Origin of the sequence: Mesorhizobium atlanticum (assembly GCF_003289965.1) — a bacterium.
Lineage (GTDB): Bacteria > Pseudomonadota > Alphaproteobacteria > Rhizobiales > Rhizobiaceae > Mesorhizobium > Mesorhizobium atlanticum.
The window spans coordinates 561,244-584,450 of the sequence record NZ_QMBQ01000002.1 but is presented as its reverse complement, the minus strand read 5'-3'; the positions used below and the strand labels follow the sequence as shown (position 1 = coordinate 584,450).

23 protein-coding genes and 1 tRNA gene are annotated in these 23,207 nt (G+C 60.1%); 11 read left to right on the top strand and 13 right to left on the bottom strand.

The annotated features are described in order from the left end of the window. Positions 1-21: 21 nt before the first annotated feature. Positions 22-948, top strand: a complete 927-nt coding sequence (locus DPM35_RS07775) for an NADP-dependent oxidoreductase (protein WP_112126699.1) — start codon at positions 22-24, stop codon at positions 946-948. A 76-nt stretch (positions 949-1,024) separates the two neighbouring features. Here the strand turns inward: DPM35_RS07775 and sciP are convergent, their stop codons facing one another. After that, complete coding sequence (gene sciP / locus DPM35_RS07770) at positions 1,025-1,300, bottom strand: CtrA inhibitor SciP (RefSeq protein ID WP_006203587.1); 276 nt, start codon at positions 1,298-1,300, stop codon at positions 1,025-1,027. A 254-nt stretch (positions 1,301-1,554) separates the two neighbouring features. Here sciP and mnmA point away from each other — a divergent pair, with 254 nt between their 5' ends. Then, positions 1,555-2,745: a tRNA 2-thiouridine(34) synthase MnmA gene (mnmA, locus tag DPM35_RS07765; protein WP_112126698.1), complete on the top strand. Its 1,191-nt coding sequence runs from the start codon at positions 1,555-1,557 to the stop codon at positions 2,743-2,745. 29 nt (positions 2,746-2,774) lie between these two features. Here mnmA and DPM35_RS07760 read toward each other — a convergent pair whose 3' ends face one another. Further along, positions 2,775-3,740: a Gfo/Idh/MocA family protein gene (locus DPM35_RS07760; RefSeq protein WP_112126697.1), complete on the bottom strand. Its 966-nt coding sequence runs from the start codon at positions 3,738-3,740 to the stop codon at positions 2,775-2,777. A gap of 252 nt (positions 3,741-3,992) precedes the next feature. On the opposite strand from DPM35_RS07760, the gene DPM35_RS07755 reads away from it, so the two are divergent. Continuing rightward, positions 3,993-4,069 (top strand) — tRNA-Met (locus tag DPM35_RS07755). On the opposite strand, the gene DPM35_RS07750 is transcribed toward DPM35_RS07755, so the two are convergent. The 4 genes from DPM35_RS07750 to DPM35_RS07740 form a co-directional block, all read right to left on the bottom strand. Continuing rightward, entirely contained in the window at positions 4,026-5,651 is a 1,626-nt protein-coding gene (locus DPM35_RS07750; protein ID WP_112127100.1) for a recombinase family protein, read from the bottom strand. The genes DPM35_RS07755 and DPM35_RS07750 overlap by 44 nt on opposite strands. Continuing rightward, the gene (locus DPM35_RS07745) at positions 5,648-5,935 is read right to left on the bottom strand and encodes a hypothetical protein (RefSeq protein ID WP_146767927.1); all 288 of its coding nucleotides are present in this window, start codon (positions 5,933-5,935) and stop codon (positions 5,648-5,650) included. Before DPM35_RS07745 ends, DPM35_RS07750 begins: the two co-directional genes overlap by 4 nt. Before the next feature lie 307 nt (positions 5,936-6,242). After that, entirely contained in the window at positions 6,243-6,389 is a 147-nt protein-coding gene (locus DPM35_RS32370) for a hypothetical protein (protein WP_181591962.1), read from the bottom strand. Next, positions 6,386-7,126, bottom strand: a complete 741-nt coding sequence (locus DPM35_RS07740) for a hypothetical protein (RefSeq protein ID WP_181591961.1) — start codon at positions 7,124-7,126, stop codon at positions 6,386-6,388. The genes DPM35_RS32370 and DPM35_RS07740 overlap by 4 nt, the downstream gene beginning before the upstream one ends. A gap of 158 nt (positions 7,127-7,284) precedes the next feature. Between DPM35_RS07740 and DPM35_RS07735 the strand changes: the two genes are divergently transcribed. Then, entirely contained in the window at positions 7,285-7,500 is a 216-nt protein-coding gene (locus tag DPM35_RS07735) for a helix-turn-helix domain-containing protein (protein ID WP_198419714.1), read from the top strand. 369 nt (positions 7,501-7,869) lie between these two features. On the opposite strand, the gene DPM35_RS07730 is transcribed toward DPM35_RS07735, so the two are convergent. Further along, positions 7,870-8,781, bottom strand: a complete 912-nt coding sequence (locus DPM35_RS07730; RefSeq protein WP_112126695.1) for a LysR substrate-binding domain-containing protein — start codon at positions 8,779-8,781, stop codon at positions 7,870-7,872. A 104-nt stretch (positions 8,782-8,885) separates the two neighbouring features. On the opposite strand from DPM35_RS07730, the gene DPM35_RS07725 reads away from it, so the two are divergent. Further along, positions 8,886-10,034: an acyl-CoA dehydrogenase family protein gene (locus DPM35_RS07725; protein ID WP_112126694.1), complete on the top strand. Its 1,149-nt coding sequence runs from the start codon at positions 8,886-8,888 to the stop codon at positions 10,032-10,034. 434 nt (positions 10,035-10,468) lie between these two features. On the opposite strand, the gene DPM35_RS07720 is transcribed toward DPM35_RS07725, so the two are convergent. The 6 genes from DPM35_RS07720 to DPM35_RS07690 all read right to left on the bottom strand — a co-directional run bounded on the left by DPM35_RS07720 (position 10,469) and on the right by DPM35_RS07690 (position 17,732). Next, on the bottom strand, positions 10,469-10,843 hold the full coding sequence (locus DPM35_RS07720) for a nitrile hydratase accessory protein (RefSeq protein ID WP_181591960.1): 375 nt from the start codon (positions 10,841-10,843) through the stop codon (positions 10,469-10,471). Then, positions 10,830-11,489 carry a nitrile hydratase subunit beta gene (nthB, locus tag DPM35_RS07715; RefSeq protein ID WP_112126692.1) on the bottom strand — a complete coding sequence of 220 codons (660 nt, stop codon included), beginning with the start codon at positions 11,487-11,489 and terminating at the stop codon, positions 10,830-10,832. Before nthB ends, DPM35_RS07720 begins: the two co-directional genes overlap by 14 nt. Then, positions 11,486-12,133, bottom strand: a complete 648-nt coding sequence (nthA, locus tag DPM35_RS07710) for a nitrile hydratase subunit alpha (protein WP_245431470.1) — start codon at positions 12,131-12,133, stop codon at positions 11,486-11,488. The genes nthB and nthA overlap by 4 nt, the downstream gene beginning before the upstream one ends. 320 nt (positions 12,134-12,453) lie before the next feature. Continuing rightward, positions 12,454-13,875: an FAD-binding oxidoreductase gene (locus tag DPM35_RS07705; protein ID WP_245431469.1), complete on the bottom strand. Its 1,422-nt coding sequence runs from the start codon at positions 13,873-13,875 to the stop codon at positions 12,454-12,456. Between the two features lie 610 nt (positions 13,876-14,485). Beyond that, positions 14,486-15,403: a ketopantoate reductase family protein gene (locus tag DPM35_RS07695; RefSeq protein WP_245431485.1), complete on the bottom strand. Its 918-nt coding sequence runs from the start codon at positions 15,401-15,403 to the stop codon at positions 14,486-14,488. An 814-nt stretch (positions 15,404-16,217) separates the two neighbouring features. After that, entirely contained in the window at positions 16,218-17,732 is a 1,515-nt protein-coding gene (locus DPM35_RS07690; RefSeq protein WP_112126688.1) for a winged helix-turn-helix domain-containing tetratricopeptide repeat protein, read from the bottom strand. A gap of 208 nt (positions 17,733-17,940) precedes the next feature. Here DPM35_RS07690 and DPM35_RS07685 point away from each other — a divergent pair, with 208 nt between their 5' ends. The 6 genes from DPM35_RS07685 (at position 17,941) to DPM35_RS07665 (ending at position 22,556) form a co-directional block, all read left to right on the top strand. Further along, positions 17,941-18,237 carry a YjiS-like domain-containing protein gene (locus DPM35_RS07685; protein WP_181591959.1) on the top strand — a complete coding sequence of 99 codons (297 nt, stop codon included), beginning with the start codon at positions 17,941-17,943 and terminating at the stop codon, positions 18,235-18,237. 116 nt (positions 18,238-18,353) lie between these two features. Next, on the top strand, positions 18,354-18,836 hold the full coding sequence (locus tag DPM35_RS07680) for a response regulator (protein ID WP_112126686.1): 483 nt from the start codon (positions 18,354-18,356) through the stop codon (positions 18,834-18,836). Positions 18,837-19,357: 521 nt separating this feature from the next. Further along, positions 19,358-20,485 carry a hypothetical protein gene (locus DPM35_RS07675; RefSeq protein WP_146767926.1) on the top strand — a complete coding sequence of 376 codons (1,128 nt, stop codon included), beginning with the start codon at positions 19,358-19,360 and terminating at the stop codon, positions 20,483-20,485. 431 nt (positions 20,486-20,916) lie between these two features. Then, complete coding sequence (locus DPM35_RS07670; protein ID WP_112126684.1) at positions 20,917-21,648, top strand: class I SAM-dependent methyltransferase; 732 nt, start codon at positions 20,917-20,919, stop codon at positions 21,646-21,648. A 110-nt stretch (positions 21,649-21,758) separates the two neighbouring features. After that, the gene (locus DPM35_RS32365) at positions 21,759-21,914 is read left to right on the top strand and encodes a hypothetical protein (protein WP_181591958.1); all 156 of its coding nucleotides are present in this window, start codon (positions 21,759-21,761) and stop codon (positions 21,912-21,914) included. Positions 21,915-22,061: 147 nt separating this feature from the next. After that, positions 22,062-22,556 carry a GNAT family N-acetyltransferase gene (locus DPM35_RS07665; RefSeq protein ID WP_181591957.1) on the top strand — a complete coding sequence of 165 codons (495 nt, stop codon included), beginning with the start codon at positions 22,062-22,064 and terminating at the stop codon, positions 22,554-22,556. The last annotated feature ends 651 nt before the right edge of the window (positions 22,557-23,207 follow it).

Genomic DNA, 23,207 nt, shown 5'->3' with positions numbered 1-23,207 from the left:
CCCATCGAGCAGGAGGCTTCCATGCGTGCCGTTATCCAGAATGCTGTCGGCGGACCCGACGTCCTTTTCGTCGCCGAGCAGCCCGACCCCTCGCCCAAACCCGGTGAAGTGCTCGTCCGCGTCAAGGCGGCGGGTATCAATCCAGTCGACGGCGCCGTTCGCGGCGGTTTCTACCCGCTGCTCGGCGAGCCGCCTTTCATTCTCGGCTGGGACATTTCAGGGACCGTCGCGGCGCTCGGCGCCGGCGTGACCGAGTTCAAAGTCGGCGACGATGTGTTCGGCATGCCCCACTTCCCCAAACAGGCCGGAGCCTATGCCGAGCTTGCAACGGCGCCGGTGGACGAGATTGCCGCCAAGCCTGCCGCCATCGACCATGCGCACGCCGCGGCGCTGCCGCTCGCCGGCCTGACGGCCTGGCAAGGTCTCGTCCGCCATGGCGACCTGCAGGCGGGACAACGCGCGCTGATCCATGCCGGCGCCGGTGGCGTCGGCCATCTGGCGGTGCAGATCGCCAAGGCGCGCGGCGCCTATGTCATCGCCACCACGAGCCCAGACAAAACGGATTTCGCCCGCGCGCTCGGCGCCGACGAGGTGATCGACTACACCAGGGACGATTTCACGCGGAAGGCCGGCAATGTCGATCTGGTGCTGGATCCGATCGGCGGCGACCACGCCGACCAATCGCTGGAAGTCCTGCGTGACGGCGGCGTTCTGGTCTCGCTGCTCAACGTTCACGATGCCACCAGGGCGAAGGCCAGCGCGCGCGGTATCCGCGTCGAGCGCATGTCCGTGGTGCCCGACCGCGATGGCCTGGTCGAGCTTGCCAGGCTGGTGGATGCAAGCAAGCTCTCGGCCCATGTGGCGAAGACCTTCCCGCTCGAACAGGCGGGAGCAGCCCATGCTTTTTTGGCCACGCGGCCGATCGGCAAGGTTGTGCTGACGGTCTGAGGTTTCACAGAAGCGAAAAGACAGAAGCGAAAAGGGCGCGGAACGCCGCGCCCTTTTCGTTTTATGCTTGTCCAGCCTAGTGCCGGTACTGCTGGATGCGGGTGGTGCGCAGCCCGGCAAGGCCATATTCGTCGATCGACGCCTGCCAGGAGAGAAATTCTTCGGTGGTGAGCTTGTAGCGCTGGCAGGCTTCTTCAAGGCTGAGCAGGCCGCCGCGCACGGCTGCGACCACTTCCGCCTTGCGCCGGATAACCCAGCGCCGCGTATTCGTCGGGGGCAGATCGGCGATCGTAAGAGGGCTGCCGTCGGGCCCAATAACATACTTGACTCTAGGTCTAACCAGATCGGTCATCGTACTCTCTACTAAAAACTCAAAGACCCAATCCCCGCCACAGTACCGCCACAGCTTTAAAAATTGCCTAAGCGAACCCTAATCACTAGGTAAGGATCGTGAACGCCCGGTTAGGATATCGTTTAGAATTTGAAACACCGGCGTCCAGGCCCTGATTTTGCCCATAAACCCGCCTTGGACCGCAAGCTGGCGCACGCGTGGCGCTTGACCTATATTCCGGCCATTGGCATTGAGCGCCGCACAGTGAAAGCACCATGAACAGCCTCGATCTTCCCGGCCGCCCCGAAGAAACCCGCGTCGTCGTCGCGATGTCGGGCGGTGTCGATTCGTCTGTGGTCGCCGGCATTCTGAAGCGCGAAGGCTATGACGTCGTCGGCGTGACGCTGCAGCTCTACGACCACGGCGCGGCCACCCATCGCGCCGGTTCGTGCTGCGCCGGCCAGGACATAGACGACGCCCGCCGCGTTTCCGAAACGCTCGGCATTCCGCACTATGTGCTCGACTATGAGGAGCGCTTCCGCAAGGCGGTCATCGATCCCTTTGCCGAGAGCTACGTCGCCGGCGAGACGCCGATCCCCTGCGTTTCCTGCAATCAGACGGTGAAGTTCGCCGATCTGCTCGCGACCGCGCAGGATCTCGGCGCCGACGCCTTGGCCACCGGCCATTATATTCGTTCGCGCGCCAATGGCATGCACCGCGCGCTCTACCGGCCGGTCGACGCCGACCGCGACCAGAGCTACTTCCTGTTCGCCACGACGCAGGCGCAGATCGATTATCTGCGCTTCCCGCTCGGTGGTCTTTCCAAGCCGCAGGTCCGCGCCATTGCCGAGGAGATGGGGTTGACCGTCGCCGCCAAGCAGGACAGCCAGGACATCTGCTTCGTGCCGCAGGGCAAATATTCCGACATCATCGCCAAGCTGAAGCCCGCGGCCGCCAACCCCGGCGACATCGTCCATATCGATGGCCGCGTGCTCGGCCGCCACGAAGGCATCCTGCGTTACACGATCGGACAGCGCCGCGGCATCGGCATCGCCTCCGGCGAGCCGCTCTATGTCGTCCATCTCGATGCCGACCGGGCGCGCGTCATCGTCGGCCCGCGCGAGGCGCTGGAGACGCACAAGATCTATCTGCGCGCCATGAACTGGCTGGGCGACCGGCCGCTGTCGGACGTTCCGGCCGGCGGAATCGAGCTTTTCGCAAAAGTCCGCTCGACCAGGCCGCCGCGTCCAGCCGTGCTGCATCATCGCAACGGCGTGACTTCGGTCGAGCTGGCCGACGGCGAGTCCGGCATCGCACCCGGGCAGGCCTGTGTGCTCTATTCCGACGACGGCAACGAGGCGCGGGTGTTCGGCGGCGGTTTCATCGAGCGTTCCGAGCGTGGAGCCGAGGCCGAGGCCATGCTGTCCAGGCTAGCCGCCAGACCGGCGCAGATCCCAGCCGAATAATCATCGTATCTGTCAGCTGACGAGTCCGCTCAGTCGGACGCGCCCATATGGATCACCGTGCCGGCGGTCAGGATGCGCAGCACCCGGATCGCCTCCTCGCCGTCGGTGCGCGGCTCGGCGCGTGTCTCGATGCATTGCATGAAATGGGCAAGCTCTCGCGTCAGCGGCATGCCCTCGCCGACCGGTACGTAGGAGGGCTCGTTGGCCGTGAACGCCCATTGGCCGCTGTCCTGCCAGACCGCGTGGCGGTAGACGGCAAGCTTGCGCTCCCAAGGCTCGACGTCGTCGAACACCGCCATAGCCTTGGTGCCGACGACCGTCAGGCGCCGCTCGCGATAGGGATTGAGGCGCGAGGCGAAGAGATGGCTTCGCAGGCCGTTCGGGAAACGCATATGCAGATGCGCGAAGTCGCTGAGATTGTCGAGCAGCGCCGCTCCCTCGCCCCTCACCTCGATCGGCTCGGTGCCGGTGATGGCCAGGATCATCGACAGGTCGTGCGGCGCAAGGTCCCAGAGCGCGTCGTTCTCGGTGTGGAACTTGCCGAGGCCGAGCCGGTGCGAATGGATATAGCGCACCTCGCCGAGCTCGCCATTGTCGATCAGCCCCTTCAGCGTCTCGAAGGCTGGATGGAAGCGCAGCACATGGCCGACCATGAAGACGCGACCATTGTCCTTGGCCGCCTTCACCGCGCGCTCGGCATCGGCGACGGTCAGCGCGATCGGCTTCTCCACCAGCACGTCCTTGCCGCTTTCGACGGCCCGCACGGCGGTGTCGGCATGGAATTGCGGCGGCAGCGCCATGACGATGGCGTCGATATCGTTTCGCTCGAACAGTCTGTCCGGCTCGATCGCCAGGCAATCCTGCTCGCTGGCGAAACCTTCGGCGCGAGCGCGGTTGACGTCGGAAACGGCATGCAGCGCGCCAAGCGCCTTGAGGGTGCGGATATGGTTGCTGCCCCAGTATCCGCAACCAAGGACGGCGATGCGCGGCTTCATTCGTTCAAACTCTAGAATTTCATGGCCGAGACATAGCGACGTGCCCCGCCGAACTCAACCCCGGGTCATGGCCTGAGTGTCTGTCCGGCAAAGCTTTTCTGGGATGAGAATATACGGGCTGGATTATGCCGGCATGTCGGCCTCATCCGAGCTTGACAGGCTCACCCTCCCAACCTTATATCCGCGCGACCTCGGCGAACGCCTCGCGACGCCCGTCCATTCAGGACGGTTTTCCGGGCCATTTGCCACCCTGGCGGGGTAGCTCAGTTGGTTAGAGCACGGGAATCATAATCCTGGGGTCGGGGGTTCAAGTCCCTCTCCCGCTACCATCAATACAGCGTTAGGCGCCTCTTCTGGCTTGCGGTTTGCTAGGTTAAGGAGCTCCGCCAACGCACCGTGGACCTTGAGCTCAATCTGCCCCCTGCCCTCGGTCGGAATGATTTCGATCTTTGCAACTAGCGAGCGGACGATCCTCGCTGCCTCGTGACGCTCGCGTTCGTCGGATTGCAGCGCCTGCTGGAGTTCTGACACTTTCCGGCGATAAGCCTCGACCGCGGCCGGGTGAAACTCCACAATGCTTTCAGCGGCCGCCATGGCTTGAAGCTCTCGCGCTAGACTTTCCTTCTCGCTCTCGAGGTCCAGCAGCTTCGATCTCATGCTGGCCGTCGAGACACCGTCGGCAATGGCACTAACGATATTGGCGATCTGCCTGTCGATGTCGATGAGCCGCTTCTCAGCTTCCCTATTCCGTTGGCGGTTCATGGCATTCAGCCGCTTTTGCTCCGCGTGATATTCTGCAAGGAAGCCCGCAATAGCATCTGGCGCCAGCAATCTCCGCTGGACGCCAGCAAGCACACGCTTTTCGAGGTCACCAACACGGATCGTTCTGCTGTTGGTACAGGTACCTTTCTCACGATGCGCGGCACAGGCCAGTTGGTCCTGATTCTTCACGGTATAAGAGGCGCCACAGCAACCGCACCGCACGAGCCCTGAGAACATATGTTTCGGCCGTCGGCGATGGTGGAGTTTCGCACCTCCATATAGCTTCTTACGAGCTTGGGCTGCTTCCCATAGCGCATCATCCACAATGCGTAAATGCGACACCTCCCTGACCTGCCACGTTTCGGGCGGGTTCAGCCGCGAGATGCGCCTGCCGGTTTCTGGATCTTTGACCATCTTGATACGATTGAAAACGAGCAGACCGATATAGATTTCGTTGTAAAGGAAGCCGCTTCTTCGCTTGAGATTGCCGTTGATCGTCGAGGCGCCCCAAGCGCCACCAAAGGGCGATGGGATACCTTCGTTGTTGAGGTCAGCAGCTATCGCACGCGCAGATCGACCACCCGCGAACTCCTGAAAGATTCTGCGCACGACTTGGGCTTGATCCTCGTCGATCTCGCGCAGACCGCGGATCGGTTCGCCGTGTTCGTTGAGCTTTTTGACCACGCGATAGCCATAGGAAAGGCCGCCAGCCGCATAGCCATTCAATATGCGTCCGCTTTGACCGCGCCTGATTTTAACCGCAAGATCACGCAGGAATAGCGCGTTCATCGTTCCCTTGAGGCCAACATGCAGTTCGTCGACTGCACCCTCTGAGAGCGTGACGAGGCTGACACCTGCGAAGCGCAGCCGCTTGAAGAGACTAGCCACGTCCTCCTGGTCACGTGAGAGGCGATCAAGCGCCTCGGCAAGAACGATCTCGAATTGCCCGCTTTGAGCATCACTCAGGAGCCGCTGAATGTCTGGTCGACGGACGATGCTTGCACCAGAGATGGCGGCATCGGCATAGGTCCCAACGACAGTCCATCTCTCTTTAAGTGAGTGTTCTCGGCAAAGTCGCAGTTGGTCGTCGATGGAGGCTTCGCGTTGGTTGTCGGAAGAATAGCGGGCATAGAGTGCGACACGGGTCATGGCGGCAGATCCTCTTTCTTATTCCGAGGGGGGTTGCCCTCCGGCCCCCTGCCCTCTCCCTCTCCCTCTCCCTCTCGGAGGACCGGCCGATTGTCGTTGGCCACCACCCCCGCCTCGAATGCTTCCCGCGCCAGTTGCCGGCCGATCAGCTGGGCGATATCCAGCACGACCCGATCCAGCCTGGCCGCCGCGGCAAGTTCGGAGCAACCCTCGCGATTGACGAGGTCGCCGTTGTCGTTGGCCGGAACTAGCACCTGTGGCCCAGTCCGGGTTTCTTCTGCCATCGCGCCGCTCCCAATGCTGGATCGACCCGCTATCAGATGCCTCTGGATGGCAAAGAAAAGCACGAAGTTCATGTCGTAGGGGCATAGCGTGCAATGACTTGCGCCGTGCGGTTTTGTCTCCCCAGCTAAGCCAAGAGAGGCAATGGTCGCGCTCAGTTTAAGGAACGCCCGTTGATCGGGGCCACCATGCCTTCCAACTCGGATTCCGGAGAATCCACTCGAAGACAATCAAAGACCTGAAACCAGAAGCGGTATTCCGGCATGTCGCCGTCGCAATTCGCCGCCAGAGCGCCCCAAGCAATCGCTGTTACAGCCAAATCGCCCACAGCGCTTTTGCCGCGTTGGCGACTTCAATAACGGACCATTCGCCAAACCTCGCGTCGGTTTCTGCTATCTCGCGGCGAATGGAAGCATCTTCAACGATGATCGGCGAACGGTCGATCAGCTTTTTCATGCTGCGCCTCCATCCGCTTCGGTCCTGGCATGCAAGCTGTCCCCTTCCCGTCGTCGAAGAGGCGCCGGCTGGAGCATCTCGTTTAGAAACATCTGCTCAGGAACAAGCCCTTGGCCGATGCGGATAACATCATCGAGGGCCGAACGTATCTGTGGCCAGGGAAACTCGGCATCGTCTTCCGAGGACCGCCCTTCTCTAAGCGCCGCATCAAGCTTAGCCACCACACCGACAAGGGAAGCCGCGGGGGTTTTGGACAATGCCTCAAGAAGGTCCTCCGCCCGGTCGGCCGCGTCTCGTTCTGCCCGCAACGTCGCCGAGTAGCCAATTTCCCTGTCGCCCTTATCCCATCGCATTTGATGGGCTGCGAAATCGGCCTCAGCCTTCGCGCGCGTCGCTGTGCCTTCCGGATCGAGATCAAGCACTTCGTGAAGAGCCTTGAGTGAATGCAGAGTTACGCATCTACCGTCTCGCAGCCGGACGGTCGCACAAGGGAAGCCAATGGCCTCGACAAGGTTCCGCTCCAGGCGCTGCTGCTGACGGCACAGCCGCACAGTCTCTTCCTGGGCTGCCTTCCATTTGCGCCCTGCCATCACTGCCGGATCAGCGGTTTGGTCCTTTTCAAGATCGATGCTGGCAACGGCGTTTCCCTGCCATCCCACAATTGCAATTGCCGTTCCTCCAAGTGCCCTCCTGCGGGTGACGAATGGCAGAGTCGTGTTAATCTCAGAATCAGCCATGATCCGAGCTCCCTGAAGCTTGGGTTGTGGTCAGGTCGGAATTGGTGTTCCAGCACCTCTTCCGGCCGTTTTTTGCTCAGTTAGAGACTACAGGTAGAGGCGTGGGTGAGCAACAAAAATCATCACTCAGTGATGAAATATACCCAGTCCAGTGCAGGATGGCTCGGGCGGCGCTTGGTTGGGGCATACGCGAACTAGCTGAAGTAGCACGCGTCGCAACGCAAACAATTACCCGGCTAGAACAAGGCGATCGTCTCAAACCCAAAACGCTTCAGGCTATTCGTGCGGCCTTCGAGGCGGCCGGGATCGAATTCATTTCACAGAATGGAGGGGGACCCGGCGTCCGCCTTGCCCGTCGACTGGACCACAACTGACGCAACCAACAGCCGTTCTTCGATCGAGCCCGTCGTCGGTATCTCCGAGAGCCTGGCTTGAGTCTGGTACGGGGCCGAGAGCTGACGGTCCTCCTTCGCCACAGAGTGCCAGAAAGCCGACACTTCGACCGGCAATCTAGTTGTCAGGGCACTTCGAACCCTCAAAGGGGCTCGCGCGGGACGGTTTGCGTATGAGCAGCTTTGCAGACGCAACCTGCCCTAGGACGATACGCCGTCGCTACCTAAACCGATCATTCACTGGGACCGACTTGCCGCAGCACAGCTACGGCATTCCTGCCAATCAGGGTCGGCGCGAAGTATCAATTGAGGTCATGGGAGCCGGCGCACGCGCATCTTTGACAATCGGCTTCACGCGGAGGCTTGTCGCTGCATCCAGCGAAGCAGGGCTTCCAGGGCCCCGCGCCTCGGGTGCCCTGCCCGATAGACAAAATAGAAGCCGTAGCCGGGCAGAACGATATCGCTGACTCGCAGAAGACGACCATCGCGAAGCTCCCGTGCAACGAGCACGTCACTACACAGCCCAAGACCCTGTCCGGCCACTATCGCTTCGATCCCGTGGTGCTCTTCGTGGAATTTCAGTTGCGGTGGCCGGACGGTGCCGCTAATTCGGTGGCCCGCCGCTCGGGCCGCAGTCTCCCAGTTACGCCAGGTGGGCGCACCTACGTCGGTCAGGGGCCAGCCGACCTCGACCCGTGGCAGGTCGAGGATCGCCTGAGGCTCGATCATGCGGACGCCTCCCTGAAGAATCGACGGCGCCGCAACGACGTAGAAGGTATCGCGAAGTAGCTCCACCGCGACTCCGTCTGTCGGGGATTGCCGCGCATAACGGATCGCAACGTCAACTTCGCCCGTGCGAAGGTTGAGTACCGTATCCGTTCCCACAAGCTCGAGCGTCGATACCGGCGCTTCCGCTCGCCAGCTTTCCAAGCGCGGCAGCAGCCAGCGCGCGGCGAAGGCGCTGGTTGCCGTCACCCGAAGATGGCCGATACGGTTGCCAGGGGTAAGGCGGGCAAGCTCGTCCGAGATCGACAGAAAGGCGTCCCGAACAACCGGCAGTAGCTGTGCGCCCGCAGTGGTGAGCTGCAACGGCCTCGGCTGGCGCTGAAAAAGGGACTGGCCGCAATAGCGTTCCAGTAGCCGTATCTGGTGGCTGACGGCTGTAGGTGTGACAGACAGTTCCTCGGCCGCCTTCCTGAAGCTCAGAAGGCGGGCCGCGGATTCGAAGGCCTGAAGCTCTCGAAGAGGCGGAAGGCGGTGCATGCGTCGAATTCTAGATGAATTGTACTCACGTTGCCCCAAATTCTTTGATGTTGCCCCACATCTCATCGAGTCCGATCATTCCGGCATTCTGAAAGGTGATCATCATGCTGGACGGACAATCGGCATCGACTGCTGCAACCATGATCGGAAGGTTCGAACAGATCCGCCCCTTGCTGGCAGAGCAATCCGAGCGCTTTGACGCGGATCGAAGGCTATCGGACGACGTTTTTGATAGCTTGAGCGAAGCGGGGTTCTTCCGCCTTCTGCTGCCGGCTCGACTGGGCGGATGCGAGCTTTCGCCCCTCGACTTCATGACCGTGGTTGAGCATGCCGCCGCATTTGATGGAACAATCGGCTGGCTGGTCGGAAACGGAGGCGGCATTTCGCGTGCTGGCGGCTATCTGCCGTTGGACGCCGCACAGAAGGTGTTCGGCAAACCGTCAGCATTCGTTGCCTCAAGCACAGGCGCGATTGGCAAGGCGGTCCGGGCTGAGGCAGGATACCGCATCACAGGCCGGTGGCCTTTTGCCAGCGGCGCGCCACACGCCACGACCTTCGCCCCGCTTTGCGAGGTGAACGAAGGCAGCGGGCAGATCGTTCTAGCGTTCCTGCCCCGTGGGTCTGTCACCCTGATCGACAACTGGCATGTTTCAGGGATGAAGGGCACTGGAAGCTGGGACTTCGAGGCAAACAACGCGTTCCTGCCAGCCGAATTCGTTTGCGACTTTCAGCCAAATCCCACCCACGCAGGTGTCGTCTATCGCCTTCCGGGCGTTTCCGCCTTTGTCTGGACCGTTGCCACGGTGCCGCTCGGGATCGCGAGGGGGGCAATCGACGCGCTCATCTCGTTAGGTTCTGGCCACCGTCGTCAGGGAATGACCGTCCCCGTCGCAGAACGCGACCTGGCTCACGCAGAAATCGGGCGCTGCCTTTCGCAGTGCAGGGCGGCTGGCGCCTACATGCGGTCAGCCATGTCATCATTGTGCTCGACCGTCGAAAGCGGGGGCTCTGATCTGGTTGCGGCTCGGATCAACTACCGGCTTGCCTGTTCTCACGCCGCTGAAGTCGCAGTGAGCGTCGTACTGCGGGTGAACGATCTGATCGGAGCCCGCGCCCTTGCCGAGTCCCAGCCCTTCGAGAGGCGCGAACGCGACGTTCGCGCGGCGGCCAAGCACATCGCCGTGAGTGCCGAGCAGTTTGTGATTGGGGGCCGCTACGCTCTTGGTGGCGATATCAGCCGCGCAAACTTCTAACAAGCAGCACGCACTAGTCCCGACATAATCCCGCCGCGACGGTCCGGGGCCGGCTGATCTTCGGCGTCGGGTCAGTGGTCATCTATTCCACTAGCTGATCCAGCCCACCGCATGATCGCGAGGATTGCCGTGGAGAAGCGCATCCCCTCAGGGGCGGCCGAGCCTATGGGCGCTGCGGGGCTATCGGGGGTCAGAGCAGAAAGTACAAAGAGGGCACTATGCCGTCATCTGACAGTTTCTGTTAGCCTTCGGTCGACCTAGCGCCCGACGCAGAAGCCCGAAATTCCACGGTTTCACGCGGCGACAATCCGGCCGCTAGCGCGCCAATAGCAGACGGCCGGGGCTTCAAGGTGGCGTGGGTAACGCCTGCCTCGCGCGAGAGGACTCAGACCGCCTGACTAGCGAGCGTAGTGGTGGTATTCTTGGTCGTTGGGTCAGTGATCGGCAGCTGGACCAGTGGCCGCAGCGAGAGTTACGGGCTGACCGTGCGGCGTGTTGAGGTACGCCCGCCGCCAAGCTTCCACGCGGGTGACAAGCGATCCGCCAGTCTCCGGCGACTTCTCGCCCACCAAGCGCTCCAGAGCTGCAAGCACAGCCTGATAATAGGTCTCCTCCGTGTCCGGTTCTGCCGCTACGGCAAAGCGGCGAATTTCGGCGGCGAGCGCATTTGCCCATTCGACTTGAGAATACATGCCGCTTTGAATTAGCGCATTGGCAATGCCGAGCGCCTCGGCATGCCACGGCACGGCGAACACCGTAGAACCGGGTTTGGGTTCGCGTGGTAGCAATGCGGCTTCAGGCTCGCTCAAGATAGCTCTCCCAAAGATCAAGATAGACGTGGTCCTTGCGGCCCGCTGCCCCCAGCCACAGGTCGGCAGCAAGAAACGACACCGTGTAAAGTGGCTGGGCAGGTCCGTCGCCGGCCATGTTGGTGTCAGGAAGGGTGTGGACGCCGCGAAATGACTCGATCTGGCCCTCGCGGCCACGCGCGTACTGGGGCAACCTAGTATGTCCGCTGGATCCGAAAGGAATCGTCTTAACTTTGTCGCCGGGAGCGAATGTCGGGCCTGTGTCCGACTCGCGATCAAAGCGGCTCATCGCCTTCGTCAGCGTCGCTACCTTTGCCGGTGTCATTGGCGGCGGCATGTTCGGAATGGCCTTGGCCGACTTGCCGGTCGCGAGCTCCTCGACAGTGACCGCCTCGGCGTCGACCATCAACACCGCGTAGGCGAGCAACCACTGGTCGTAGTAGCCGCGGGTCAGATACTCGGCGGGATCGATACATTCGCGAACATGCCGGAATAGGTCGATGCTGAACATCGCAGGCCGCGTGAAGGCACGGGTGATGCCGAACAGCCGCGCTTCCCAGGGGGCGTGAAAAGGTTCAGGCGGTTCGTTGACGTCGATCGGGCCGTAGCCCTGACGCCCGCCGAGGTCGTGGATGCCGTCCATCATCCTCTCCCGACGAGTCGCCCGAGGTCTCGTTCCGTGCCGATCATGGAGTTGCGCGTGACGAGGCGTGCGAGGCGTGCCACGTCCCAGTCTTCGGTGCCGGCAGGCCGCTCGGGTAGCACGAGATATCGGACCTCTGCGGTCGAGTCCCAGACACGAACCTCCACGTCGTCGGGAATGGCGTCTCCGAACTCTGCGATGACACCGCGTGGATCGCGAACGGCGCGCGAACGGTAGGCAGCGGTCTTGTACCAGTTGGGAGGGATGCCGAGGACGGCGTGCGGGTAGCAGGAGCAGAGCGTGCAGACGACGAGGTTGTGCACCGCCGGCGTGTTTGGGACGACCCGAAGGTGACCGCCGGCCCAACCTTCGAAGCCGAGCTCGGTGATCCCTGCGGTGCCGTCGGCGAACAGCCTGTCGCGGAAAGCCGGATCGGTCCAGGCGCGAGCCACCACCTCGGCACCGCGTTTCGGACCGATCTGCTCGGTGTAGACCTCAATCCACGCATCAACGGTATTTGGGTCGAGCAGCCCCTTTTCGACCAAAAGACTTTCCAGCGCCTTCACCCGCAGTTCTGGCGCGGACGGAAGATGGCTGTGCAGTTCGCGGTGTATCGCGCCGATCCGCCCGGAATGATCCTCGGACACTATAGCCTCCGACTTGCGACGATCAAATCCAGTGATCTCTCGAAATTTGCCTGTCGTCAACAAGGAGGCCTGGTAGCCATCGGAAGTTCCTTAAAGCCGGCAATTGGCCGATGGGCCGCTCGTGCCGACATTGTGGCTGATCATATGGCGGGCGCAGCTACAAAGTAGGTGAGGAGGCTAGGGCCAAGACGGTCATCGGTGACCATTTGGAGATAGGCCGAAAGGGCGCCGGAGGATCAACCTTCAAGGTCCAGCGCCGTGACTTGACCAGATTCTGCCTTTCCACGAAACGACGATGGAGGCCTGGCGCGAGGCGGGACTTACCGAGCCGCAGCGAGTGAAGGGTCCGGTTCAATATTCTGGTTTAGCCGGAAAAGATTTGAGGGATCGAAGCGTGCTTTAAGCGCTGAAAGTCGGTTGTATTTTTCTGCGCCGTAGGCGTGATACGAGACCTCCTTGCCGGTATCCGCCTGCTCATTCAGATAATTGCCGGCCTGAGATATCGCCGCCATGCGGCCACCTGCCGAACGCCCCCAAGCGATGCAACGGGAATCGTCCATCGGGTTGTCCCAAACCGGCTCGGCAACCCAGTAGAATTTCGCAGCCCGCCCCGAATAGGCAGTGGCGGCTTCCTCGACATCGCTTACCGCTCCGCCGAGTTGCAGCACATAGAATTCCGAGTCCGGCGTCGGCGCGGTCGCGATTGAATCCAGCAGGCAGTTGATGACGCGATCGTCAATGTCACCGAGGAATCCGCCCTTGGCGTAGTAGCGTCGGCCCCACGCAAAGTGGGCGTCATTGCGGCTTTGCAATTCGAGAAATGTCTGGCCGCCGACCATGATGGCATCGGGCCGTGCCAATGATCCATACGGTTGAATCGCAGCGAAGGCGTTTCCCGACGATCCGGACCAAAACGCGCTCACGGCGATGGCTGTTGACGTTATCGTGAGGGCAGTCGTCAGTTCACGCGGTGCTTCGGCCGCAAGATCGCGATAGCCCCTCAGAACCGCGCCGAATGCCGGACGCGGATACTTCCAGCGGCCGACCAGGACCGGTCCCAGTGGCTGCATCCTGAAGCGAAATTTCGTTACCACCCCGAAATTGCCGCCGCCCCCGCGAATGCCCCAGAACAGTTCGGGCTCAATGTCGGCGCTCGCATGCAATGCGCGGCCTTCGGCCGTGATGAGGTCCACGCCCAGCAGATTGTCGATCGTCAGGCCAAAGCGCCGGCTCAACCATCCCATGCCGCCACCCAGCGTGAGCCCCGCAATTCCTGTGTGCGAAATGACTCCGGCAGGAGTTACAAGTCCGGCAGCGGCACCGGCCACATCCAGATGTCTAAGCAGTGCACCACCCTCGACTTCCGCTATACGCGATACAGGGTCAAAGACGACACGGTTCATTGCTGACAGATCGAGGACGATTCCGTCATCACCGGTCGACAAGCCGGGGATGCTATGGCCACCGCACCGCACTGCCGGCAGAGCGCCGTATTCGGCCGCAAGCTGAACGACCTTTGCGACGTGGGCGACCGTTCCGGTGCGGACAATCGCGGCTGGTCGCCGATCCACCATGCCGTTCCATACCTTACGCAGCTGTTCGTATTCGGCCTGATGAGGCCCTATGATGATGCAATTCGGCCCGGCAGTCTCAAGTTCCTTGGAAATCCGCGCTAGTAGCATGCCGCCGTCCCCCAATGCCGTGATTGCGAACCCAAATCTCCACTTGTTCTTGATTTTCAACCTAACACAGTGCAGCCCGAGCTGTCTTGCCAGCGGCACGGCCCCAACGGGCCTGAGTAGTGCTGGCGATCCGTAGGTCCAGAGATGGCGCCCACAATCAGTTCCAGCGCGATCAGCACCAAACGTCCGCTTTAGGCAGAGGCACAGCTGATTTCGATGTCCGACATGCCGAATCGGATACGCGCGCCTCGCTCCGCCCAGCGGAATCAGCCATGACAACATTGTGGCTAATTAAACGACACCGTATTCTCGCTTAAGCGGTCTCAGCAGTTGGTCTGGCCCGCAGCTCGACCGCGATATTTCCAAGGATCGCCCCAATCACCAATGCGCCGCACGCGAAGGTTTCAGTCGCAGGCATCTCACTGAAGAACAGCCAGACCCATAGCGGACCCATCGGCATCTCCGCAGAGCTGAGCAAAGTGGCTTGAGCGGCGGGGAGGCGCCGGGCGATGGAAAATGAGGTTCGCGCCAACGATCTTGTGATAGGTTTGCAGCTCCTTGTTGAACATGTCTTGGGGGCCAACAGCGTCGTCGCCTGCCCTGACTAGCATTGTGTCGTTCAAGGAGCCTGCCATGACGTCCTCCCAACAGATGCGGCTATGACCGTGATTCAGAGATTGGAATTCTGGCGCTGCGTCCCCAGTGCATGCAGATGCAGCGCGCGAAACACCGCCGTGTGGCCCGGAGTGGCGACACCCAACTTCATTCCCAGTTGATGCATGCGCCCGGAAAGCCACGCCACCTCGATGGGTCTCCCACGTTCGAGGTCATTTGCCATTGAGGATTTCACATGCGGAGGAAACGCGGACCACCTGGTCTCGACGCGGCCCGGGAACCCGTCGGCCATTGGGTGGCCGGCCGCTGCGGCTACCGCCATCCCCTCATCCCTCAACTTTTCAATGAATATGCGTGCTTCCGGATCGGCCAGGATCGGACCGATGCCGGAGCGCATCAGCGCTGTTCCTCCCGAGAAGGCGCAAAGCGTTACAAACTTCTCCCAAAGCACTTCGTCGATGTCTGCGACTGGTTTGAGCTCGAGCCCGACGGCGCGATCACACAACTCCCGCAATTGCTCGATGATGGAATCACGTTGGCCGCCGACCAGGTTTTGCGGCAGCCCGCCGGAATGAACGACTTCGCCCGGCTTGCTGATGAAGCCGGAAAGATAGGTGGCGCCGCCGATCACGCGGTCGCGCGGCAGGTGACGACAAAGAATTTCGACGCTGTCGATGCCGTTTTGCAGCGTAACGATGCGCGTGTTGGCGCCCACGAGGGGTGCGATGGATGCAGCCGCCTCCTCGCTGTCGTAGAGCTTCACCGCAAAGATCACCAAATCGACCGGCCCGATATCAACTGCCGCTTTGCTAGCGGACACAGGCGCAAGAACAAAGCTGCCGAGGTCGCTCTGGATACTCAGACCAGTCTGGAGCATTGCCGCAAGGTGCGCTCCGCGAGCAATGAAGCTCACGTCACCCCCTGCCTGGGCTAGCCTGGCGCCAATATATCCGCCGATGCCGCCCGCTCCCATCATTGCAATTCGCATTGTCGTCCCCGAGACGTCAGCTGTCACCCCGCACGCGACCCGACGTGAACCGAGCGGCACACTAGAATATTAGCAATCATTAATACTATCAATTGTTGGGGTGATGGAGTCAGCGCGTAACCCCACTGCGACACGAAAGAGTTCGGGCAGGACGGCAACATGCTGAAGCTGATCGCGGCTCTTTCACCGGCATCGCGGGCTCCGAGCCTCCTGAGGAATGGGCCGCACGCGCGCATTTGGCGGCTGAGAAATTAACATAAGAATCGGCAATCTTGAAGAAGGGTGGCTTCATCCTCCGCTGCACTGGGGCGACTGGGCGAAGTGGCGCCTGCGGCCAACGGAAAGAACCGCAGCAGCGAACCGGCTCTTCATCCCTGGACTTGGCGTAAGCTCTGAAATCGTCGTGCGTCGAAGCTCTTAAGGCCTCGAACATTGTTCCTCACGGTCGGGCGAAGTGCGGTCAGACAGCGCTTACGAAAAGCTGCGAGAACAGTCCAGAATCGCGCGCCTGCGATGTTAGCAATGAGGCAATGTCTGGGCGGTCGTGGACAGAACGTGCCCGGCCACGACAAGCCCATCAGGAGAAGCAAGTTTCTCTTCATCTCCGAACTCGCCGACATCGGGCTGAGGCCGACGGATATCGCCAATGCGCTGTCGAGCATGGGTCCCGATAAGCAATCCGCTGTCGCGATCGGACGATGCAGACCGAATTGTCTCTGATCTCCACGGGTCGGAAGTCGCCGCCTCTGTTAGCGATCCATCAAGGATAAGGTGGAGAGCTCCTGGGTATTGAAGCCGATCAATCAGGCAATCCAGCCTTGCGATACCCATCGACAAAATGTTCCACCGTTCCGGCGTCCCGCGCCGGCTGGCGCGATGCCCATTGGCTCGTCGTAAAGCCGGGATTGTTCGCCAGAAAAATCTGGCCTTCGCGGACCGCTTCATCCAGCCGCCCTAGTTGCGCTAGACTCGCCGCCAGGATTCGCCGTGATCCGGTTCGATATGTCGCCTCGGTGCGCAATGTCTTTACCGCCGCCCCGTAGTCTCGCGCGGCATATTGCGCCAGACCAAGCTCCCAGTAGTACCAGCCTGACGGGTGCGGATTGAGGCGAAATGCTCTCTTTATCAGATCGATGGCCTCTGCCGCCCTTCCCGCCATTGCAGTCAATTCAGCACACATAATCATTGCATCGGCATGGTTCGGATCGAGGGTAAATGTTGCAGCGAACTCTCTCTCTGAATCAGCCCATCGCCCCGCGGAAGCTAGCAGGTAGCCGAATATCCAATGGTTTGAGCCATCATTCGGGTCGAGAGATACCGCTCTTTCCGCCAATCTTATAGCCTCGGCCAGGTTTGAATCGGCACTGTCGATAGCGTTGCTCCAAAGCGACCAAAGATTGAAGGCAAGCCACCGGATGGCTTCCGCGTAACCAGGATCCAGGGTCACTGCCTGCTTCAGCAGGAGGATTGATTCCCGAACCGCTTCCGGAGAACCGCCCATGGACGCAATCAGCGCCCTTGCCTTAACGCATAGGTCGTACGCATCGAGGTTTGCCGGGCGATTGCGCGGCGGGAGCGGCGGCGTCAACTTTCCGACCAACGCCTGCACAATCTTGTCTGCCACTTCATCTTGTACGGCGAAGACATCCTCGATGTTCCGGTCGAACCGTTCAGCCCACAGAAGATCGCCACCGATCGCATCAACCAGCTGAACATTTACTCGGATGCGGCCGGCCGCTCTTCTGGCGCTGCCTTCCAGCAGAAACCGGACACCCAGGTCGTGCGCGATGATACGCACGTCAGTGGTTTTGCCCTTATATGCCAGCGACGATTGCCGCGCGATGACCAGAAGCCCTGCGTTTCGCGACAGATCCGTGATGAGGTCTTCTGTCAAGCCGTCGGTAAATGCATCCTGCTCGGGGATGCCGTCTATGTTTACGAATGGCAAGACCGCAATCGAAGCCTTGGCCGGAATAGCGGGATCGAGATCCTTCGGCTGGGTATCTGCGGAGGCATGCACCCGGCTTTCGTCGACAAGATACCCCCGCCGCGGCAAGGTTCTGATCAATCCGTCCGCGCCCGGACCGAGGGCGCGTCGAATGTCCATGATGCATTGGGTGAGGGATTCGTCGGAAACGGTCACCGCCGGCCAGACTGCGGAAACGAGCTCATCCTTGTGCAATATCCTGCCAGCGTTCTCGATCAGGTAGATCAGCAGTGCGAGAGACTTGGGGCGCAAATTGACGTCGGCGCCATCACGTAGAAGCCGCCCCTGACGAAGATCTAGAACATGGCCATCGAATTCGAAAAACATGGCATGCCGACCATGTCTGAAGGCCAAGAAGTTGTCGACTGGCGTTTCACCTATCCAGCCAGTCGGCTGAAGTGCTCTTGAAGGCAAAATTTCGTTTCGATCTAAGCCAAGTTTCAGCGGCCCGTCACGACGCCGCGCTCGCCGATAGCAGATGATTTGCGGGTTCCAGGCGCGAGGTACGCGACCGGGAAATCCTCGGGATCGGAGAATGTCAATGTCTTCCTCAATCACTTTCCAGCGGCCAAAGTCTAACCAGCTCTCTGCGTCGTTGACCACGACCTTACTTCACCTCGCCAGCCTGCTGGTGAAAGGCCCAATCCTGCTCTGGCAATTCTGGCGCATGCGCAGCGAACTCTCGGCGCTCGCCCGAATGGACAGTCGCGAACTCGCCGACATCGGGCTGATGACCACGGATATCGCCAATGCCCTATCGAACATCGGCCCCGACAAAACCGAAATGCTTGCCCGCGTCGCTCACGATCGACGCTACCGGCAGGAAGAGTAGGGCAGAGGGCTCGGAAAGGCGCTGAAGTGATTGGGCTGAACCGGTCAATTCGAGCTTGAATCGGCTATCTGTCCTTGGAAAATCGTCCCTGCCCGGGAGTCCAGAGCGCCGGCCAAATGCCGCATTCATCCGCTGTTTTAGGGCTGACGGAACCTATATGCCACTTGCGCGTTCCCGGCGAAGTCGGGGGCGCATTGTATAATGAATATCGCGCGGTTCTGGTCGTTGAAGACGAAACTCTCATCCTAATGGATATCGAAGTGGCACTCGAGGAAGCTGGCTTTGCTGTGACGGGGGTGGCCAATGCAGAAAGTGCGTTGACCGCATTCAGCGCAGAGCCCGACAGGTTCAAAGCTCTGGTTACCGACATTCGTCTGGGCTTGGGGAAATCGGGTTGGGATTTAGCTCGCGAAATCCGGGCGACGAAGCCTGCTCTGCCAGTGATCTACATCAGCGGCGACAGCGACGTGCATTGGCCTTCTGAAGGTGTCCCCAACAGCATCATGATCTCTAAGCCGTTTTTCATGCCGCAAATCATCACGGCGATATCGACGCTGCTCAACGGGCAGTCGACCTTAGACGCTGGCAACCGACCTTAGTGGCGGAATTCCAACGGGTCTCTAAAATATACAACCGCCTTTTTAGCAAACCAAACCATGGCACTTGGCGGCCAAGCGGGGTTTAGCCTTTAGACCCAGACTGTCGCGGGCACTCAGTCTAATTGAGCGATTGCTAATACGCGTCAAGATTGTCGGCGCGGAAGGAAACGATTGCCACGTCAAAACCCCGCATTGGCCGGTGCTGACTCCCCAAAACCCCTAACACCCCGGGCGGCACCGGCCAGCCGGCGGGCTTGAAACCCTCGTGCGTTCCACAAACGCCCGCTGGCGCACAAAAGGGCCATTGGCGATCCAAAGGACCTTGAGGACGTCAAGCTCCTTGAACAACCGGCCGCCAACTAGTCTGACCGCCAACAAACCAGGCATTGCTGTGCAACGCATGCTTTGATTGGGCTGTGCTACATGGATCGGATGAGTTGGTGGGTGGACAGTCGCCACTTGGCTGGTACGACAAGAGGGGTCATCCCTGCTATTCTTGCTCCATCTGCTGGAGCATGCCGATGATTGACTGGATACCGATGGTGGTGTTGCCGAACGCGGTTCTGCGTGAAGCAATCGACATGGCGGATTTCGCAATGGTCCCGCCATCGGATGCCCGAGTCAAAGCCGCGTGCCGGCGTCAGCCGCGCCTTCGTAAATTCCTGCACCGTTTCACCGACGCCTTTGGCCAGAAGATTGAGCCTGCCGTCCTGATGATCCGAGAAGACGCCCCCATGCGCTATAGGGGAACCGCGCCGGTGGCTGGCTTTCGGGATGCCGTCGCCATCTCCACGCTGACTGGTGGCCGAGCGACAATGATCTCGCATAACGCCGGTATGCGCCGGCCGATATGGGCCGAGAGCTTTGCGATTTACCCCTGGATGCTCGACAGGCTCGGAGAGGACCTGATCGCCAACACACCGTCGATGATGGGGGTCCACACCGTTGACCTCTTCCATGGCCAGTCCTTTGCCGGCTTCAGCCCCGCTGAAGTCGGTGCATCGGAGATCGATCGCCCGTTATTTGAGGCACTTTCGCGGTGCTGGGTACAGCGCTTCGCGAGCGAAGATGTCGAGTGGGAGGACCGGGCGATCTTCAGGTCTCTCAACATGGCGTACCAGGCGTGCATGATGCCAGGAGGTCAGGAGGCAACGTTCTACGACATCGGCCGGCTCATCACGCTATGGGTTAGTGCCTTCGAGATCCTTCTCCATACCGGACCGAATGGGGGATCAGGCAAGATCCAAGTGATGGACATGCTTGACGGTGCAGATTGGTGCGACAAACGGCTGTCCGAGTTGGCTCATCCTGTGAGAGCCAACAAGGCGAGCACCAAGAATAGGACGCTAGCGTCCTCAATCTACTACCGCATCGACGGGCTGCGTAGCGACTTCGTGCATGGCAATGACGTGACGCAAGACCTGCTGGTCACTGACAACGGCACCAATCTCCTACATGTCGCAGCCTGTCTATATCGGGTGGTCCTGACTACGAAGCTGGGCATACGCCGGCCAATTTTCGCAGACGACGACGAGGAGGAGCGCAAATTCCTGCCCCACTTCAGCGAATACGTGGACTGGAAGGATCCACAGGACCGGCACGAACGGGCCATCCTGAAAGCCGCAGCTCTGCCAGAGGCAGACCCCTAGGTCATTTCGCCTGGTGGAGTCACCGCGTTGATGGTGTGGCTAGTTAAACGGCGAGCTATGATCGAAGCCAAAAAGGACAGATAGCTGGCCGAATGGTCATCTGCGGCCGTTTCGAATGGCAGGAATGCGGCCGCAAGCGGACTAGCAGGTTTGGGGCTGCGGATGTTCAAAGCAGACGTTCACGGGACATAGTCGTGGCGTGACCGAAAGTAGCCGGCCGGGCTTGCTGCTGGACTGGCGGACGCCGCGACAGCGCCGCTGGGATTGGGGCGTAGCCGTTGCAACCCTCAGGGCTTCGGGGGCAAACGCCACTCCTGCCGCACGCTAGCGTTGAAACGCTCAGCCGAAAAGTACGCGACGAAGGCGGCGTGATAATTCGCCCACTTTCGCGTACGATCAACGGTGTAGGTCCTTGTACGGCGGAAAGTCAAATGAGCATGAAAACTCACGACTATGAAAAGCAAGCCGGCGCATATGCCGAGCTTGAGATGCAGGGTACACAATACCTTGCATTTCGCGACATACCCATGCTGATCCGGGAGCATGCGGGAACCATTGCATCCGTACTCGACTATGGCTGCGGCGCTGGGCGCTCAACACGATTTCTAAGTCGCCTTGGCTTCAATGCAGTTGGCGTAGACGTGAGCCAGGACATGCTCGATCAAGCTCGATCCAAAGATGGATCGGGCGAGTATCAACACATTCTCAGCGGGCTCCTGCCTTTTGAGGATTTTACGTTCGATCTGATTTTTTCGAGCTTTGTGTTTCTGGAAGTGTCGCGGATCGAGGAGATCGAACGAATTCTCAAGGAAATGAAGCGGGTGCTCCGGAAAGATGGAACCATCATTTTCGTGACCTCCTCGACAGAAGCGACAGAAGGAAACTGGGTGTCATTGTCATACTCGTTTCAAGAAAACGACAAGCCGCTCCAGAGCGGCGACACGGTGAAACTCTTGATCCAGGGCGTTGACGTTGTCCTTCATGACTATTTCTGGACGGAGGAAGATTACAGCGGAGCCGCTGAACGCGCGGGCCTAAATGTTGCCAAGCTTCACAAGCCGCTCGGTTCTCGAGATGATGCGATAGAGTGGCGCGATGAAACGAAGATGTCACCCATAGCAATATACGTGCTCAGGAATTCATTTCCGGCGTCGCAACCTTGAGAGAAGGGTGACGCTAAGGGACGCGCCGCCGTTCGTCGTCGCTCTAGAGGTCCGACCCGCCGTGGATGGGCTTCGTTTTCGCTAGCAGAACCCGATAACTGTGACAGAGAGTGCGTAACCTGTCGTTAGAAGCTCGCCCCGATGATGTCGCCGCCAAGAGCGTAGCGGCCACCGATCACAAACTGCTCGGCACTCACGGCGATGTGCTGGCAGCCGCGCGAACGGTCGTGATTGCAGCGATCTTCGTGATGGAAATTCGTCGTTAATCACCCGGGCGCCCGTTTCAGGGCCGACCATCGGAGGTGTATATTAGATAAGCAAATTATAGTGATCGTGTATGAAGCATCGAACGAACCGCCAACCTCTAACTGAACGCTTGCGACTCGACAACGTCGGGCGGAAGTGCTGACCGGGTGATCGGCGATTGCGAGATAGGCGTTGCGTCGCAGGTGGATGTCGATGGCATCCTCCGACTGCAAGAGAGCAATCTGCCGTATAACGGGGGTACGCTTTCCGTCCGATTTGCACGAGGTTGGTTTGAAGCCACCATCCAGGCGATGCCGATAATAGTCGCACGCAGGGCTGGTTTGATCGGATACCTAGTTTCATCATCGATCGAGGCGCATGCAGAAGTGCCAATTGTGCGAGCTATGCTGGAGGCTCATCCCGGGGGTGCTGGCGCTTACGTCTATGGGCCAATTTGCGTCGCTGCATCGGCTCGGCGGCAAGGGATTGCCGGATTGATGTTCAAAGCGCTTCGCGAGCAGTTGCCCGGCCAGGAAGGCATTCTATTCATCCGGCGCGACAATGAGCCTTCACTTAGGGCTCACAAAAGGATGGGGATCAACGAAGTCGCGGAATTTGAATTCAACGGCACCACATATGCGGTCCTGTCCTACGTGGGATAGCTGAGTAGGATGGCGAGCGTCAAAACCGTCAAGCGGTTGCTGTTTGACATTAGATAGAGCTAGTTGGGTCAGTGCCAGAAAAAGTAGACCGCGCGCCGTCAAAGCGGCACTTGCCGATCGCCAGAGACAGCTCCGAAACTGCATGCGACATCGACGGCTGCCCTCAGCGGCCTCAACCAGATGCTATCCTCTCGGGTAGAGCTCAAGAGGGGCTCACAAGGGAGCATGTTCGCTGCCTTGCTGAGGCTTCAAGAGCGATCCCAACCATTTCCAAATAAAGCTGCCCAGCATCGGCGCATAGGCCGGATCACCCATTCTACTTGGCATAACCTTGAGCAACTCATGCCTCGCCAGAACCGAATCCTGTCTCACCGCGCATTGTCTACTCCATCAAACCGATCAGCCGATCATGCGCAGCGCTACCCGGCGCATCCCGTTTTCTGACATTTCGTTGAGAGCTGGGCGTGCGGAAGGAGAATGGTCAATTGCGCAGCCTCCGAGCAACCAGCGCGGCCTTGCAAATGCCAGCATGATCGAGTTTGTCAGACCGCTCGACGGACTGTGTGGCGGCCTGTGTATGGTCTCTTGTTGTTTGGCGTAGAAGGCCATGTAGCGATCGAGCGCGGCACGGAACTCCTCCTCACGTCCGGG